We start from the raw sequence: 15,753 nt of genomic DNA on the forward strand, positions 1-15,753 counted from the left end.
GCGGGGTTCACGTACGCCCGGAAGCGGTTGCGCGCAGGCCGGGAGGCCGGGGTGCGCGGCGGGGAGGGCCGCCGGGGCCTGCCGGGGACGCGCCCGTCCCGGCGCACGGCGGCCGGCGGAAGTGCATCTGGCGCACCCCCGGATCGTAAGGTCGCAAACATGGACACAACCGCACTTCTCGCAGACGCCTTCACCCGGGTGAACGGCGAGGTCCACGCCGCGCTCGGGGGGATCCGCAAGAAGCACCTCAACGAGCCCCCCGACCCGGGGGGCAACAGCGTCTGCTGGCTGGTCTGGCACCTCACCCGGGTGCAGGACGATCACCTCGCCGACGCCGCGGACACGGAACAGGTGTGGCACGCACAGGGGTTCGAGGAGCGCTTCGAGCTGCCCCTTCCGGCCGACGACACCGGATTCGGCCACACGCCCCAGGAGGTGGCCGCCGTCCGGGTGGACTCTCCGAGACCGCTGCTGGACTACCACGACGCGGTGCACGAGGAGACTCTCACCTATCTGGGCACTCTCGGTTCCCGATCCCTCGACCGCATCGTCGACGACGCATGGGATCCGCCGGTCTCGCTCGGGGTACGTCTCGTCAGCGTCCTCGGCGACACCCTGCAGCACGTCGGCCAGGCCGCCTTCCTGCGCGGCGTGCTGGAACGCCGCTGACCGCAGCCACCACCCCGCCCCTCCAGCCCCCACCAGTCCGCACCAGCCGCAAGAGCCGACGAGAGGCGCGCCCCCGTGATCCCCCAGCGCACCGCCACCAGCTCGACCCTCACCCTGCACGTCAACGACACCGCGCACACCGTCACCGTCGACCACCGGGCGACCGTCCTCGACGTACTGCGCGAACAGCTCGACCTCACCGGCAGCAAGAAGGGCTGCGACCATGGCCAGTGCGGCGCCTGCACGGTGCTGTTGGAGGGGCGCCGCGCCAACAGTTGCCTGCTGCTCGCGGTGGCGCACGACGGCGCGCACCTGACCACCGTCGAGGGGCTCGGCGACGCCGAGGACCCGCATCCGCTGCAACGCGCATTCCAGGAGCGGGACGCCTTCCAGTGCGGCTACTGCACGCCGGGCCAGATCGTCTCCGGGGTCGGCATGCTGTGCGAGGCCGCCGAGGGGCACCCCTCGCACGCCACCCCGGACGAGGTGCTGCAGCAGACCACCGGGGAGCCGGCCGAACTGAGCCGCGCGGAGATCCGGGAGCGGATGAGCGGCAACCTCTGCCGGTGCGGCGCCTACCCGCACATCGTGGCGGCCCTGGAGGACACGAGCGGCCACGTCGGCCGGCGCTCCGGCACCGTGCACCCCGCCTCCGACGGCGGCCCCGCATCCGACCGTGACTCCGCCTCCGACCGCGACTCCGCCTCCGACACGGCATCGGCGAGGTGACCCGCGCCATGAAACCCTTCACTTTCGAACGCGCAACCAGCCCCGAGCAGGCCGTCTCCGCCTTCGCCGCGCAGCCGCACGCGTACTTCCTGGCGGGCGGCACCAACCTCGTCGACCTGATGAAGCTCGGCGTGGAGGCCCCCGGGCACCTCATCGACGTCTCGCGGCTGGGCCTGGACACCGTCGAGACCGCACCCGGCGGCGGCCTGCGGGTGGGCGCCAACGTCCGCAACAGCGACCTGGCCGCACACCCCGCCGTCCGCGGCGACTACCCGGCGCTCGCCCAGGCGCTGCTGGCCGGGGCCTCCGGGCAGCTCCGCAACCTGGCCACCACCGGCGGCAACCTCCTGCAACGCACCCGCTGCCCCTACTTCCAGGACCTCTCCGCGCCCTGCAACAAGCGCGAGCCCGGCTCGGGCTGCTCCGCCCGCGAGGGCGCCACCAGGGACATGGCGGTACTCGGCCACTCCGAGCACTGCGTGGCCACCCACCCCTCCGACATGGCCGTCGCGCTGGCCGCCTACGACGCGGAGGTCGAACTGCTCGGCCCCGAGGGGACCAGGACCGTGCCGGCCGCCGCGTTCCACCGGCTGCCGGGCGACACCCCGGAGCGGGACACCGTGCTCCGGCCCGGCGAACTCGTCGCGCACCTCACCCTGCCCGCACCGCCAGCCGGGGCCCGCGCGGGCTACCGCAAGGCCCGCGACCGCGCCTCCTACGCCTTCGCACTGGCCTCTGCCGCCGCCGTCCTCGCGCTCGACGAGGACGGGACCGTGCGGCACGCCGCACTCGCGTTCGGTGCACTGGCACACCGCCCGTGGCGGGCCCGCACCGCCGAGGAGGTGCTGGTCGGGACCCGCGCCGACGCCGACACCTTCGCCCGCGCCGTGGACGCCGAACTGGCCGCGGCCGAACCGCTGGCGGACAACGCCTTCAAGGTGCCGCTGGCCCGCGGCGTGGCCGTACGGCTGCTGACCACCCTTGCCGAGCCCCCGCAGCCCGCCGCGAACCGCCCCGCAGGGGCCTGAGGACCCGAGGACGAGACGATGGCCGTGGACGACACCACCTCCCAGGACCGCACCACCTCCCGTGATCGCGCCGGTTCCGGGGACCGTGCCGGCGAACCCGTACTGGGCTCCCCCGCCGCCCGCCGCGAAGGGCACGCCAAGGTCACCGGCGCGGCCCGCTACGCCGCCGAACACACCCCGCCCGCCTGCGTGTACGGCAGGCCGGTGCCCGCGACCGTCCCGCACGGCAGGGTCACCGGCATCGACGACAGCGAGGCCATGGCCCTGCCCGGCGCACTCGCCGTCCTCACCCACGAGAACGCGCCCCGGCTCGGCGAACCCGACGACCCCATCCTCGCCCTGCTCCAGACCCCGCAGGTGCCGCACCGGGGCTGGTACGTGGCGCTCGCCGTCGCCGAGACCCCCGAGACGGCGCGCGAGATGGCGCAGGCCATCCGGGTCGACTACGCCCAGGAGCCGCACGACGTGCTGCTCCGCGCCGACCACCCCGGGCTCTACCACCCCGAGGAGGCCAACGGCGGCTATCCGGCCGACCAGGAGACCGGTGACTTCGACGCGGAGTACGCCGCGGCGCCGCACCGCTTCGACACCACCTACACCCTCAGCCCGCTGCACAACCACCCCATGGAGCCGCACGCCGCCACCGCCGTGTGGGAGGGCGGCCACCTGATCGCCTACGACTCCAGCCAGGGCGCCACCCTCGTCGGCACCACACTCGCGGCGCTGTTCGGCCTCGAACCGGCACAGGTCACGGTCGTCTCCGAGCACGTCGGCGGCGGCTTCGGCGCCAAGGGCACCCCGCGCCCGCAGGTCGTGCTCGCCGGCATGGCCGCCCGGCACACCGGACGCGCCGTCAAGGTCGTCCTGCCCCGGCGCGAACTGCCCGGCGTCGTCGGTCACCGCGCCCCCACCATCCAGCGGCTGCGCCTCGGCACCCGCGACGACGGCACCCTGACCGCACTCGGGCACGACGTGGTCACCCACACGGCCACCTTCAAGGAGTTCGTGGAGCAGGCGGCGGTGCCCTCGCGCGTCATGTACGGCGCCGCGGGCATCCGCACCGGCCACCAGGTGGTCCCGCTGGACGTCCCCGCCCCCTCCTGGATGCGGGCCCCCGGCGAAGCACCCGGCATGTACGCGCTGGAATCCGCGATGGACGAGGTGGCCACAGCCCTCGCCATCGACCCGGTCGAACTGCGGCTGCGCAACATCCCCGACCGGGAGCCCGACAGCGGCAAGCCGTTCAGCAGCCACCACCTGGCCGACTGCCTGCGCGAGGGCGCCCGCCGGTTCGGCTGGGAGCGCCGCGACCCGCGCCCGGGCACCCGCCGCGACGGCGACCTGCTGCTGGGCACGGGCGTGGCCGCGGCCACCTACCCGGTCTACGTCTCCCCGTCCACCGCGTCCGTCCAGGTGCTGGGCGACGGCTCCCGCCCCGGCTACCAGGTGCGCATCAACGCCACCGACATCGGCACCGGGGCCCGTACCGTGCTCGCCCAGATCGCCGCCGAGGAGCTCGGCGTGGAACTGGACGCCGTCCGGATCGACATCGGCAGCAGCGACCTGCCCACCGCGTCGCTGGCCGGCGGCTCCTCCGGCACCGCCTCCTGGGGCTGGGCCGTCCACAAGGCGTGCCGGGAGCTGCGCGAGTCCGGCGGCAGCATCGTCACCGTCGACACCACCACCGACGTGCGCTCCCAGGAGGACTACGCCCGGCACGCCTTCGGCGCCGTCTTCGCGGAGGTCGCGGTCGACACCGTCACCGGGGAGGTGCGCACCCGCCGGCTGCTCGGCGTCTTCGCCGCGGGCCGGATCCTCAACGCGCGCACCGCCCGCTCCCAGTTCATCGGCGGCATGACGATGGGCCTGGGCATGGCCCTGACCGAGCACAGCACGCTGGACGCCCGGCTCGGCGGCTTCGTCGAACGGGACCTGGCCGCCTACCACGTCCCCGCGCACGCGGACGTACCCGACATCGACGCGCACTGGATCGAGGAGCACGACCCGCACCTCAACCCCGTCGGCGGCAAGGGCATCGGGGAGATCGGCATCGTCGGCACCCCCGCGGCCCTCGCCAACGCCGTCCACCACGCCACCGGCACCCGCCACCGCACCCTGCCCCTCACCCCGGACCGGGTGGGGGTGAGCGACGGGTAGGCGGAGAGGAGCCCCTGGTCGCGCCATCGTCCTCGCCGGGGACGATGGCGCCATGCCTGGTCAGTCGCGGTCGCCCTCGGCCGGGGCACTGTTGCAGGCCGTGGTCCGATGGGCCTTGACCGCCTGCTCGACGATCCGCACCATGTCCTGGCGCAGCTTTCCGTAGTTCTTCCGCCACGCCTGGGCTTTGACGTACAGATTGGTGGCGTTGTCGTCACCCGTGTCCTTGGTGCAGGGGACGACGACGGCGGCGGCGTCCCGGGAGGACCAGCTCCGCTCGAAACCGGGGACGCTCTCGGTCTTGCCGTGTCCCGGTCCGGCACCCACCCGGTCGGGTTTGTGCACCGAGTTGTGCTGCTCGACGGAGACCCGCAAGACCTGCTCGCCGTCCACCGTGATGCCGCACTGGGCGTTGTAGCCGAGCTCTTCCCGGGTCAGCCGCTTCCAACGGTCCGCGTAGTGGGACACGGGAACGACCCGGTCCACCACCGACTCGGCGGCCCAGCAGGTGGTGTCCCCCGAGACGTCGGAGAACTTTTTGGCACTGTTGCGGTCCTCATGCTGGGAAAGCGCCCCGGCCAGCGCCCCGGCGGCGACCAGTGCCACGGCGAGGACGGAGAGCAGGGTGATACGGAGCGGGCGGTTCATGTGTGTGCGTTCCACTATTTCTGTACGGCCATGTGCCTGACTTGTTCTATGGAAGTGAGGAACGGCGCCGTGGATGCCACCCTGCTGTAGCCGTGGGTGAAGCCCTCCTCGGAGTACAGCTCCGACCAGCTCTTCGAGACATCGACGTTGTACTCCTTCCCGATGGCCTCCAATATCTTCTCGTTCTGCCGCACGTCCCGCCCGGCCATCTCGTCATAGATCGCGCCGGCTCTGTCCGCCGCCGGGGCGGACTTGTTGCTGCTCCAGTGCGCGGCATCGTGGTCGTTGAGGGCAGCCCCCTCGGCTCCGATGAGCAGCGCCGCGGCGGTCGCGGTTGTGACGGGATGTGCGGCAAAGGGCCCCATGACGCTGGCGCCCGTCACCACAGTGCCGAATGCGCCGTTGGTCCACAGGCGCTTCTGCAGAGTGCCCTTGTCGTATTCCTGGTCCTCCACGACTGCCGGGCCGATGATGGCCTCCTGAGCGCCGGAGGCCAGTGTGCCCGCGGTCTCTCCCGAGACCTTGAGGACCTCGTGCACGAGGTCCTCCGGGGGAGCGTCGTACCGCTGATTCACGGGGATTTCCCCGCTCAGGTGCTGATCGAGCACCTGAGCGGTGTAGAGCTTCTGGCCGGCGGTGATCGCCGCATGGGCTTCCGGATCCTGTCCGAGCTGCACGAGGAACTTCGTGGCGTCGCGGTGTTCCATCGTGGCCTGTTCCCCGGACATGGGGAACAGCTTGTCCTCGTCCGAGCCTTCCTTCATGGCTCGGAAGAAGTCCGGCGCGTACTCGGCTGCGGCGTTCCCCAAGCCTTGACGCATGCCCGGGTACATCGGCATCTCCGCGTTTCCGTTGTCGTCCATCTCCCCCATGCCCTTGATGAGGTCGGACATCACGTCGGCCTGGTCCGTGGTGTGCTCAGCCGGGACATGCAGCGGTGCGTCCCAGGCATGGCCGGTCGTCGCGGCGCCGAGCGCGTGGCCCGTCGCCACGTGCCCGCCCTGCCAGTCCTTGTGCGGCCCGGAGTCGGGGATCGGACCGTCGGGGAACCACTTGCGGTCCTTGAGGACATAGTCGAAGTTCTCCTCGTCCGAGAAGAAGTCGATCGAAGCCTCCGCATTGTGCCCGAGGGCCTCCATGTACCCGGTGAACGGGTCCTGGCCCTGGTCGTACTCGGCGCCGAAGTTCAGATAGTTCGGCGGGTTGAGGCCGTAGCTCAACCACTTCCGCTCGGGTACGGCCTTCTCCAGATCGGAGTAGGGGCCCGGGGTCATGAACGGCTTCTCGTCGGTCTTCTTCAGCTCGGCGCCGTAGTCGTTGAGGAAGTCGGTGTCCCACTTCCCCGTCCGCATCAGGTTGCTCATCACCTGGAATCCGTAGGGCGGGGACGCTCGGTAAGGGGCTGCCTGCGCCGACTCGGGCCCCATCCGCCGGTAGCCCAAGTCGAGTACATCTTGCTTCCACTTCTCCATGGCGGGCGAGTCCGAGTGGCTGGCCAGGGCCAGGGTGGGGCCGAGATTGTCCTGGAGGGCGGCCAACTGCTTGTCCACCCCTTTCGGACGATCTTTCGGGTTCGGCGGCATCGCGTCTTCGTAATCCGGCTGAGCCGCCTTGTACCAGAGCTCCAGGACCCCCTTCGCTCCCTTACGGGTGGCGAACTCCTCGGCGAACTCGGTGTTGCCGGCGTTCATCGCGAAGATGCCGTTGGCCTTGGCGAGCAGCTTCGGATCCCGCTTGAAATCCTCGTCGCCCGCCAGTTTGTACAGCGCGTCGACGTCCTTCTCGGCCTGTATCTTCGGGGTGTCGCCGCTGAAGCCGTCGCCGTGCGGGTCGAAGGTCAGGGCCTTCTTCAGGTCCGCGTCGGCCTCGGCCGCGTCGCGGAGGGCCTTCTCGATTTTCTTGTTGAGGTCCGTGATGACCTCGTGGTACGCCTTCCTGATCCCTGAGCTGTCCTCGCCTTCGGGCGGGTCGACATAGACGACGCCGTCCTTGGAGTTCAGCTTCAGGTAGTTCTTCCCGCCGCCTGTGGGTTTCTCCGACACCGTGGACTCGACGTCCTGCAGGTCCTTCTTGGCGCCCTCGAAAACCTTGAGACAGCGGGACATCTCCTTCCCCAGCCACTCGGCCTGTCCGGCAGCCTCTGTGACCTGGTTCTGGACGACGGTGAAATGCTTGACCGCTGCCGTGTGTGATTCGCCGTGCCAGCCGCTCCGTTCGGTGCTCATCGGCTTGGTGACCGTACGGTCGAAAGACGTGTGGACTTCCCTGAAGTCCTCGGGGAGCTTGATCCACGCCTTCACCACCGCGCGCAGCGCCGTCAGATCCACATGACGCACCGTCTGGTAGTCGAGAGTGTCGCTCATGAGTCGGCTCCCCTAGGATTTCGGCCAACTCGCCGAGGGTGCTGTCGGCAACGGCGGCCCGTACACGGGATTCTCCGACGACGGTGGCTTCAGCAGCGGATACCGGTCCGTGGAGAACGGGTACTGCGGCGTCGTGGAGAGCAGCGGCTTCCGGTTCGGGTCCAGGAGGTACTTGAGCGGGTGCTCCTTCCGGTCCCGGTCCTCTGCGATCTTGTCCACCTGCTCCTTCGTGTACACGTCCCCCTCCAACGTCTTCGCCGTGACGTTGCGAAGCGCCGTGGCCGTGTTCGCGAACTGCTTGCGCAGATGCTTCATCTGGCCGCGCCACATCTCCTGGAAAGTCTTGAAGGCCTCGTCGCTGGCGAAGCCCTTCATCGACCCGGGGACCTGTTCCATCTCCCGCATGGCGGCGTTGTCCACCTTTTGGAAGGCGGTGTCGACCTTCTCCACCTTCTTGGCCGTTGCGTCGAGTACCGACGGCGTCACTTGGAGCCACTTTCCGTCGCCCTTGCTGTCGGCGCCGTTCAACTGCGTGGCGGTGGAGGACTGCTTGTCCCGCGCTTCGGCTACCAACCCGGCCCATTCCTGCTCGAATGACACGAATCCCCGCTTCCGCCGGTGAACACTGCCGATCCTCTGATGAACTTACAAGGAAAGTGGGTGGAACGTCTCCCAGATACACGTGTGGAAGGTGCGGTTGGTTCCGGAACCGTCCCCGGTGTCGTTCCCATGGGTCTGTGTCAGGAACCGTGCCGCCGTGTCGGGCTCCTGTGCCGGAGTCGCCTCTTCAGTCCTGAGGGCGCCCTGTCCGGTGTCCTGAGGGCGTCCTGTCCGGCCGGGGGCGGGCAGGCCCGGCACGCCCCCGGGGCGAGTCCGCGTGCGGCGGGCTCCGGGCGCTCGTACGGTGAGAAGGGTGGGGCACACGGAGAGAACATGCTCTGCTGTGTGGCAAATATGCAGAAGTGGTCTCGCCGGGTGCCGAGCGGCGGAACCGGCGGAACTGCGGGACGAGGTGGCGGTCGGCCATGCCCGAACTCCCGGACGTCGAGAGTTTCCGCAAGGTTCTGGCCGAGTGCGCCCAAGGCCGGACGATCCGGCGGGTCGAGGTGCGCGACGCCGGCGTGCTGCACGGCACCAGCGCCCGGCGGTTCAGCCGAGACCTGGCGGGGCGCGAGGTGCGAGAGCCCGAGCGGCACGGCAAATGGCTCCTCGTGCACACCGACGGGCCCACACTCCTGCTCCACTTCGGCATGACCGGCCGCCTCGTGTGCGCGGAGGCGGACGATCCGCCGCACCGCCACGACCGGATCCTGTTCACCCTCGGTGCCGCCCGTCGGGCGCGCCAGCTCCGCTACCGGGATCAGCGCAAGCTCAAGGGACTCTGGTACGCGGACGACCCCGAGGCGGCCCGCCGCCTCGACGAGCAGGGCCCCGACGCGCTGACCGCCTCGCGAGCCGACCTCGACGCGGCCCTCGCCGCCCGCCGTGGTCACCTCAAGTCCGCGCTCCTCGACCAGTCGGTCCTCGCCGGGCTCGGCAACCTGCTCACCGACGAGATCCTGTGGCAGGCCCGGCTGCACCCCTCGCGCACCACCCGCTCCCTCACCGAGGACGAGCGCGCAGCCCTGCACCGGACGCTGCGCCGCGTGCTGCGTGCCTCCGTCCGCGCCGGGTACGTCCCGCCCCGGGACACCTGGCTGACCGGCCGCCGCGACGTCCCCGGCGGGGCGCCGCCGTGCCCCCGCTGCGGTACCCGGCTCCGCACCGCCCCGGTCGCCGGCCGGACCACGCTCTGGTGCCCGCACTGCCAGCCCGAGGCTTCCCGGTAACGGACGGCACCCGGCGTGCGGGGGCGTCGTGACACGGCGGCGACCGCCGTCAGGGCGCGGGGGCGGGCCCGGCCGCGTCCGGGCCCCGGACCGGGCGCGAGGCCGTCATGAGGTCTCCGTGCCGGTGCCGGTGCCCGTTCCCGTCTCCGTTCCCGTCTCCCGGGTGCGGGCTTGGTGCCGACGGGCTTTGAGCCGGTTCCCGCAGGTCTTCATCGAGCACCACCGGGCGGTGTTGGCGCGGCTGCGGTCCAGGAGGAAGAGGCGGCAGTCGGGGTTCCCGCACGGCCGCAGCCGACCGGGCAGGCGTTCTTTGACGTCCGCCCAGGCGAGGACGAGTTCCACGGCCGTCCTGCGCTCCGGCGGCATCTCCACCTGCCACTCGATCCCGGAGGGGCCGGGCCGCGGGACCTTGCGGACGCCGGCCAGGATCCGGCGCAGCCGCGGCTCCGCGGGCGTGCCGGACTCCACCGCCTGGAGCGCGTCCCGTGCGGTGCGCAGCCACCGGCGCTCCGCGTCGCCGCCGTCACCGCCGTGCTCCCGCGCCCACCTGTCCACCTCGTGGTCGTCACGCCACAGATCCCGGCGTCGGCCGTCCACGACCGGTGTGCTGTTCAGCGCCTGCATCAGGGCCTGGTCGTCCAGCACGACACTCACCTTCCCGCTTTGCTCACATAACCCCGTCAAGCTGTTTGACAGGTTACTCCATGGGCTGTGTACTGGCGCTCGACGGTAACCCTCATAAGATATTGAAGGGGTTAGATATGGTTGAGATCCGCCACCACTACGCGACCGTGCGGGGACACCGGCTCTTCTACCGGGAAGCCGGATCGCGCGAGGCGCCCACGCTCGTCCTCCTGCACGGCTTTCCCACCAGCTCGCGCATGTTCCGCCACCTCATCCCGGCGCTGGCCGACCGGTTCCACGTCCTCGCCCCCGACCACCTCGGCTTCGGCAACTCCGACGCCCCGGCCGCCGATGCCTTCACCTACACCTTCGACTCCCTGACCGACCTCACCGAGGCCCTCCTGGCCCAGCTCGGCGTCACCCGCTACGCCGTCTACGTCCAGGACTACGGCGCCCCCATCGGCTGGCGGCTGGCCCTCCGCGCCCCGGACGCGGTCACCGCCGTGATCACGCAGAACGGAAACGCCTACGACGACGGCTTCGTACCGGACTTCTGGGACCCCGTCTGGGCGTACTGTGCGGATCCGGGACCCCGCACCGAGTCCGCCGCCCGCGCCGCGCTCTCCCTCGACGCCATCCGCTGGCAGTACCTGCACGGAGTGGACCGCCCCGAACTGGTCGACCCCGACACCTGGGCCGCCGATCACCGCGAGGTCAACCGACCTGGCCTCGACCTCGTACAACTCGCCCTCTTCCGCGACTACGCGAGCAACCCGCCCCTCTACCCCCGCGTGCACGCCTGGTTCCGGGAACGGCGCGTACCCCTGCTGGCCGTCTGGGGCGCCGGCGACGAGATCTTCGGCCCGGCCGGCGCCCGCGCCTTCGCCCGGGACCTGCCGGACGCGGAGATCCATCTGATCCCCGGCGGCGGACACTTCCTCCTCGAGAGCCACCTGGCCACCGTGGCCGGGTACCTTCGGGCCTTCCTCACCGGCCCGGCGGCAGCGGCGCTGAGGCGTGCGGAACCCTCCGCGGACGGATGACCGCGGAACGTCCCCGCGGGGCCGGAGCCGGTGGGACGGGACGGGGGGGCGTGACGAGGCGCCGGGGCCTGCCCGAAGAGCCAGGCCCGACGGTCGACTCGTCCATCGAGGCCGTGTCCGTCCGAACGGGACGGTAAGGGACCGGGGATCGTCGGCGTGGGGCGGAACACCGCCGCATACGATCGGCAGGTGAATGACATCGTCACCCTGCATGCGGGCGGGACACCATCCGCTCCCGCACTCGTCCTTCGCCCCTGGCGCGGGGAGGACGTTGCCGCCCTCCTCGAGGTGTTCCGTGATCCCGCACTGCGCCACTGGACCAGCTCGGCCGTTGAGAACGAGGGCGAGGCGATGCAGTGGCTACGGGACCAGGAGCGAGGCTGGACGGTGGGGAACCGGTTCGGGTTCGCGGTTCTCGAAGTGCAACCCGAGGCATCACAAGGCCGGTTGGCGGGCCAGGTCGTTCTCAAGGAGGTGGCGTCCGGCAAGCCGTCCGCCGAGGTGGGCTACTGGACCGCGACGCATGCCCGAGGACACGGAGTGGCGCCGCGCGCTGTGGAGGCTCTCACCGGCTGGGCCTTCGACGTCGTGGGAGCCGGCACGCTGGAGCATCTGGAACTCCTGCACCAGGTGGACAACCCGGCCTCGTGCCGCGTAACGGAAAAGAGCCGGTACCGCCTCGACACGGTCCTCCCCCCCGGCGCCGCCGTCCTTTCCCCGCGAGGGGCACCTGCACATACGGCGCAGGGATTCTTGAGCTCCACTACGTAAGGCCGCGCAGCACGCGCCGGTGGTCTGCGCGGAATCCGGGAGCCCAGAACCGGCCCGAGTGCGGCAGCCGGGCGGCCCGCACCGCGGTGCCCTGCGTCGGAGCTCGACCGTGGAGAGGGCTCGACGGCTCGATCGGGTTCGCAGTGCGCAAGAGGATCCGATGTCCGGCGGGAAAGCCCGCTCGCCACTCTTGCTGCGCCCTACCGTGCGCGGACGAGCGGTCAGAGGTTCCAACCGGACAGAGGAACCCGGACAGAGGAACAGGGGGAAATCATGCGGAGACGGTTGCGGAAGCTGTCCGTGTCCGGGCGAGAGTTCACGTGGTCGGGCCGCGTCCTCCACGTGGCCGGTGAGCGCGACTGCCACAGGTGCGTCCGGCTCCGCATCTGGGGCGCAGGGAAGAACGGCTGGGCGCTCCAGGCGGATCTGTTGTCCAAGGCGGTGCTGCCGTGGGGGTGTGCGACCGATGGCGCATACCCCCACCCGGCCGACGTACGGAAGGTCGTCGAATACGCCCTGACACACGGTTGGGATCCCGGCCCTGCCGGTGGGACGTTCTTTCTGAACGAGGCCGGACACGGACCGGCATTTGAGTCCGACCGCTTCCTGCTCACCGACCGCCTCAGGGACGAAGCGGCACCGGACCCGACAACCCGGGTGCTGCGCGCCCTCGACGAAAGCGGCACCGGGTCTCCCGGCACCGGCGCCCAGCTGTCATCCGAGGACCGACCTGGCTCCACAGCTCCGGCTCAGGACCGCGGGAGTCCCGGGGTGTAGAGTGCTCTCTTCGCCAGGCCCCCTGTGCGGAGTCCCACCGGCAGGTCGCTTCATGTCCCTCCCTCCTGACTGCGATCCGTACACCGCGTGGCGGCACGCGTTGGCGGAGGCCGACCGAGTCTTCGCCTCGCCTCCCGAGCTCGACCGCCCGGTGGACGGCTGTACGCACTGCACTCCGGAATCGGAGCTGCACATCCTCGGCGGCGAGCCCGCTGCCGTGCCGGACGATCTCCTCGGGCAATTCATCCGTGAGGTCCCCAGCCACTGGGAGGCGGACCAGTACCCCGTCCTGTGGCGTCGCCTCATGCCCCGCGCGCTGCGCTACTGGGGACCGGACGGGCACGGTGCCGATCCCTCCGAGGAGCTCGGTCACCTCGGCCGACGCGGTGCCGGATTCGTCGACTGGCCCGCGCCGGAACGCGCTGCTGTGGAGCAAGCCTTCCGCGCATTGCTGGCCATCGCTCTGGTCGACGGTCGTCTCCCTTCGGACATCACCGAACTCATCGAGGGAATCGCGCACGCGACGGATGGTGTGGAGCCGTGGTTGGTTCATCTTGCCGGGCTTCCCGGACCAGCGGCGGATGCCGGGCTCGTCCGTCTCACTCTCGACTGGGCGACCGAGCTCCTCTGGGAGGAGCTCGAGTTCACGTGGTGGCACGAGGGCGATCCCCAGGTGATTGCCGCCTGGCTTCCCACCCAGCGACCCCGCATCGCCGCCTTTGCCCGGCGGCATCCGAGCTGCAAGACCGCTGCGGACGCGGTGATCGCGGTCGACCGCCTCCAGGCCGGTGACCACAGCCCATGGCTGTACCCGTACGGCGTGAACGAGTTGCTCGAGCTGGCCCCATGAGCACGATCGCGGAGCACCCGGGAAGCGCCGTCCGACCGGGTTGTGAGTGCCGGACGCGACGGGGTGACCGGATGAGCTGACGTGCCAGGCCGCTCAGCGGAGTGCATGGCCGTTCCCAGTCGCCCTCCGGGACGGTGGCCGCGACACCTCCGGCTGCTCGGATCCCCGGACTGCCCGGCGCTGACGTCAGCTGCTGGGCCTGGCAGCAGTGGAACGGTTCGGGCGTCCGCTTGCGTCGTCCCTTTCCAGGACGCGGTGGCTGTGCCCTGGAAAGGGGGAACCAGGTGTATACGGGTGGCTTCGCCAAGTGGACAAGGCGGTTCGAGGACGAGCGTGCGCACCGGCACGCACAGGGTGATCCGGACTGGGAGCAGGGCGCGGCGCTGCCGTCGGCGGTGTGGGCCAGCATCCAGCGCTTCCAGGTCGGCGAGGACGGGGACGGCGCCAACCTGATCGACAAAGCGGACCAGGCCGGCGACCCCGACTACGGGCAGGCCGTCCGGCTCTTCGTCGCCGAGGAACAGAACCACGCCCGTCTTCTGGCCCGACTGCTGACCGCCGGGGGCACAGGCACGCTGCCCGGGCACTGGAGCGACGCGGCGTTCGTGCGGTTGCGGCGTCTCATGGGCCTCCGTACGGAACTGCTGATGCTGATGATCGCGGAAGTGGTGGCGCTGCGCTACTACCGCGCCCTCCGCGACGGCACCGACGACTCGCTCACCGCGGATGTGGCGGGGCGGATCCTGGCCGACGAGCAGCGCCACGTCCCCTTCCACTGCGAGCGGCTGCACGCCTCCCTGGCGGAGCTGCCCCGCGCACTGCGCCGCCCGACGATGGCCCTGTGGCGACTTGTTCTGCTCGCGGTCTCTCTCGTCGTCGCAGCCGACCACGGTTCGGCACTGCGCCGACTCGGCATCAGGCGCATGCGGTTCGTCGCCGAGGTCATGGCCTCGTCCCAAGCGGTGGTCTCCGCGGTACTGTCGCCCCGCCCGGATGCCTGGACGCACGCGGGCTGACAACGGTCACGACGGTGGGGGGGAATCGGGTCCGGCGGGCGATGGCTCTCCTCGGGGGGTCGCCGTAGGCCGCTGGAGGACCATGCGCGGTTGAGTACGCGCGGCCGGAGACACACTCGACGGGGCCGCACTGGACCAGTGGGTCGGCACGGAATGGGGGTACGTCGCGACACTCCCGGCGAAATAGCCGTCCCCCGGCGGAGGGTGGTCCTTCGTGAGGACTCGGCCGTTGTCGGAGGACGTCCACTCCGCTCCATTAAGGCGTGGATTCGACCGTAATACCCCTCATACGATCGTTTGATGGACAACGTGGACGACCAGCTGCGCGCTGAGCTTGCCGAATTGGAAGCGCTGGAGGCCGCAGTCGAGCGGGGGGAGCCCCTTCCGGAACCGGAGAATCATGTGCAGCCACCCCCCGAGGGGTGGTTCCCCTGCCCTTGCTGCGGACATCAGATGTTCGCCGAGTTGGGGGGATACGAGATCTGCTCCGTGTGTTTCTGGGAGGACGACCTCGTGCAAATGCGTTGGCCTTCGATGGGCTGGGGGGCGAACGCCGTCTCGCTGATCCAGGCCCAGCAGAACCACCAGCGGTTCGGCGCGATGGAAGAGCGCTTCCGGAACATGGTGAGGCCGCCGAAGGACGATGAACCGCTCGATCCGGGCTGGCGGCCCATCGACCTCACCCGGGACTCCTTCGAGGAACCGGGCAGCAGCGCTTCGTGGCCCGACGACCAGACAGCGCTCTATTGGTGGCGTCCCACCTTCTGGCGGCGCAACCAGCGGCCGACGGCCGAGCCCGGACAACCGGACTCGTGAGGAGCTGCCCTGCGCGACAGCGCAGGGGGAGACGCTGGCTGTACCGCACACCCGGCCACGTCCGGCGTGGTCGACGCTTACCCCGGCCCGAGGAGGGTACGAGCGCTCCGTGATCCTGTGGGGGAAGCGCATAGGCGTGGCGATGGCGTACGGGGCGCTCATCGGCGTGGTGTCACGCCTGTGGGAGGACCCCTGGTCGGACAGCCTGACGTTCGGAAGCAGCATGGCCGTGCTGATGCTCGGTGTCGCTGTGGCGATGGACGTCCGAAAGCGCGCGGGCAAGGACTGACATCCCGCCCGGCCACTCGGGCGACCTCGGTGACGTAGCGCCGGGCGGTGGCCGCTCCGGCGCTGAAACCGACTGCGAGCCGGATACAGGTGCGACCGTTGTCAAGAGACCGCTCCTTGTCAGACCCCCGCACCATGCTTGGTC

15 protein-coding genes are annotated in these 15,753 nt (G+C 70.6%); 11 read left to right on the forward strand and 4 right to left on the reverse strand.

Features of this window, described 5'->3' with window-relative positions:
• Positions 1–159: 159 nt before the first annotated feature.
• From P2424_RS15965 to P2424_RS15980, 4 genes are all read left to right on the forward strand, one after another.
• Positions 160–669, forward strand: a complete 510-nt coding sequence (locus tag P2424_RS15965) for a DUF664 domain-containing protein (RefSeq protein ID WP_276476394.1) — start codon at positions 160–162, stop codon at positions 667–669.
• A 114-nt stretch (positions 670–783) separates the two neighbouring features.
• Positions 784–1,398 carry a 2Fe-2S iron-sulfur cluster-binding protein gene (locus P2424_RS15970; RefSeq protein WP_276478998.1) on the forward strand — a complete coding sequence of 205 codons (615 nt, stop codon included), beginning with the start codon at positions 784–786 and terminating at the stop codon, positions 1,396–1,398.
• Positions 1,399–1,406: 8 nt separating this feature from the next.
• Entirely contained in the window at positions 1,407–2,426 is a 1,020-nt protein-coding gene (locus P2424_RS15975) for a xanthine dehydrogenase family protein subunit M (RefSeq protein WP_276476395.1), read from the forward strand.
• A gap of 18 nt (positions 2,427–2,444) precedes the next feature.
• Positions 2,445–4,583, forward strand: a complete 2,139-nt coding sequence (locus P2424_RS15980; protein WP_276476396.1) for a xanthine dehydrogenase family protein molybdopterin-binding subunit — start codon at positions 2,445–2,447, stop codon at positions 4,581–4,583.
• A 60-nt stretch (positions 4,584–4,643) separates the two neighbouring features.
• Here P2424_RS15980 and P2424_RS15985 read toward each other — a convergent pair whose 3' ends face one another.
• From P2424_RS15985 to P2424_RS15995, 3 genes are read right to left on the reverse strand one after another with little or no spacing between them, the layout of a single operon-like run.
• Entirely contained in the window at positions 4,644–5,231 is a 588-nt protein-coding gene (locus P2424_RS15985; protein WP_276476397.1) for a hypothetical protein, read from the reverse strand.
• Between the two features lie 14 nt (positions 5,232–5,245).
• Positions 5,246–7,594, reverse strand: a complete 2,349-nt coding sequence (locus tag P2424_RS15990) for a DUF6571 family protein (RefSeq protein ID WP_276476398.1) — start codon at positions 7,592–7,594, stop codon at positions 5,246–5,248.
• Between the two features lie 12 nt (positions 7,595–7,606).
• Entirely contained in the window at positions 7,607–8,194 is a 588-nt protein-coding gene (locus P2424_RS15995; RefSeq protein WP_276476399.1) for a WXG100 family type VII secretion target, read from the reverse strand.
• 425 nt (positions 8,195–8,619) lie between these two features.
• Between P2424_RS15995 and P2424_RS16000 the strand changes: the two genes are divergently transcribed.
• Positions 8,620–9,423, forward strand: coding sequence for a DNA-formamidopyrimidine glycosylase family protein (locus P2424_RS16000; protein ID WP_276476400.1), 804 nt, complete (start codon positions 8,620–8,622; stop codon positions 9,421–9,423).
• Positions 9,424–9,528: 105 nt separating this feature from the next.
• Here P2424_RS16000 and P2424_RS16005 read toward each other — a convergent pair whose 3' ends face one another.
• Positions 9,529–10,068 (reverse strand): CGNR zinc finger domain-containing protein, encoded by a 540-nt coding sequence (locus P2424_RS16005; RefSeq protein ID WP_276476401.1) that lies wholly within the window; start codon positions 10,066–10,068, stop codon positions 9,529–9,531.
• Between the two features lie 116 nt (positions 10,069–10,184).
• Between P2424_RS16005 and P2424_RS16010 the strand changes: the two genes are divergently transcribed.
• From P2424_RS16010 to P2424_RS16035, 6 genes are all read left to right on the forward strand, one after another.
• The gene (locus P2424_RS16010) at positions 10,185–11,090 is read left to right on the forward strand and encodes an alpha/beta hydrolase (RefSeq protein WP_276476402.1); all 906 of its coding nucleotides are present in this window, start codon (positions 10,185–10,187) and stop codon (positions 11,088–11,090) included.
• A gap of 189 nt (positions 11,091–11,279) precedes the next feature.
• A complete protein-coding gene (locus P2424_RS16015) occupies positions 11,280–11,861 on the forward strand; it encodes a GNAT family N-acetyltransferase (protein WP_346660095.1) in 582 nt (193 codons plus the stop codon).
• An 877-nt stretch (positions 11,862–12,738) separates the two neighbouring features.
• Positions 12,739–13,488, forward strand: a complete 750-nt coding sequence (locus tag P2424_RS16020) for a hypothetical protein (protein WP_276476403.1) — start codon at positions 12,739–12,741, stop codon at positions 13,486–13,488.
• A 284-nt stretch (positions 13,489–13,772) separates the two neighbouring features.
• Positions 13,773–14,504: a ferritin-like domain-containing protein gene (locus P2424_RS16025; RefSeq protein WP_276476404.1), complete on the forward strand. Its 732-nt coding sequence runs from the start codon at positions 13,773–13,775 to the stop codon at positions 14,502–14,504.
• Between the two features lie 300 nt (positions 14,505–14,804).
• Positions 14,805–15,320, forward strand: a complete 516-nt coding sequence (locus tag P2424_RS16030) for a CPCC family cysteine-rich protein (protein ID WP_276476405.1) — start codon at positions 14,805–14,807, stop codon at positions 15,318–15,320.
• Between the two features lie 109 nt (positions 15,321–15,429).
• Positions 15,430–15,609 carry a hypothetical protein gene (locus P2424_RS16035; protein WP_276476406.1) on the forward strand — a complete coding sequence of 60 codons (180 nt, stop codon included), beginning with the start codon at positions 15,430–15,432 and terminating at the stop codon, positions 15,607–15,609.
• The last annotated feature ends 144 nt before the right edge of the window (positions 15,610–15,753 follow it).

Origin of the sequence: Streptomyces sp. WMMB303 (assembly GCF_029351045.1) — a bacterium.
Taxonomy (GTDB): Bacteria; Actinomycetota; Actinomycetes; order Streptomycetales; family Streptomycetaceae; genus Streptomyces.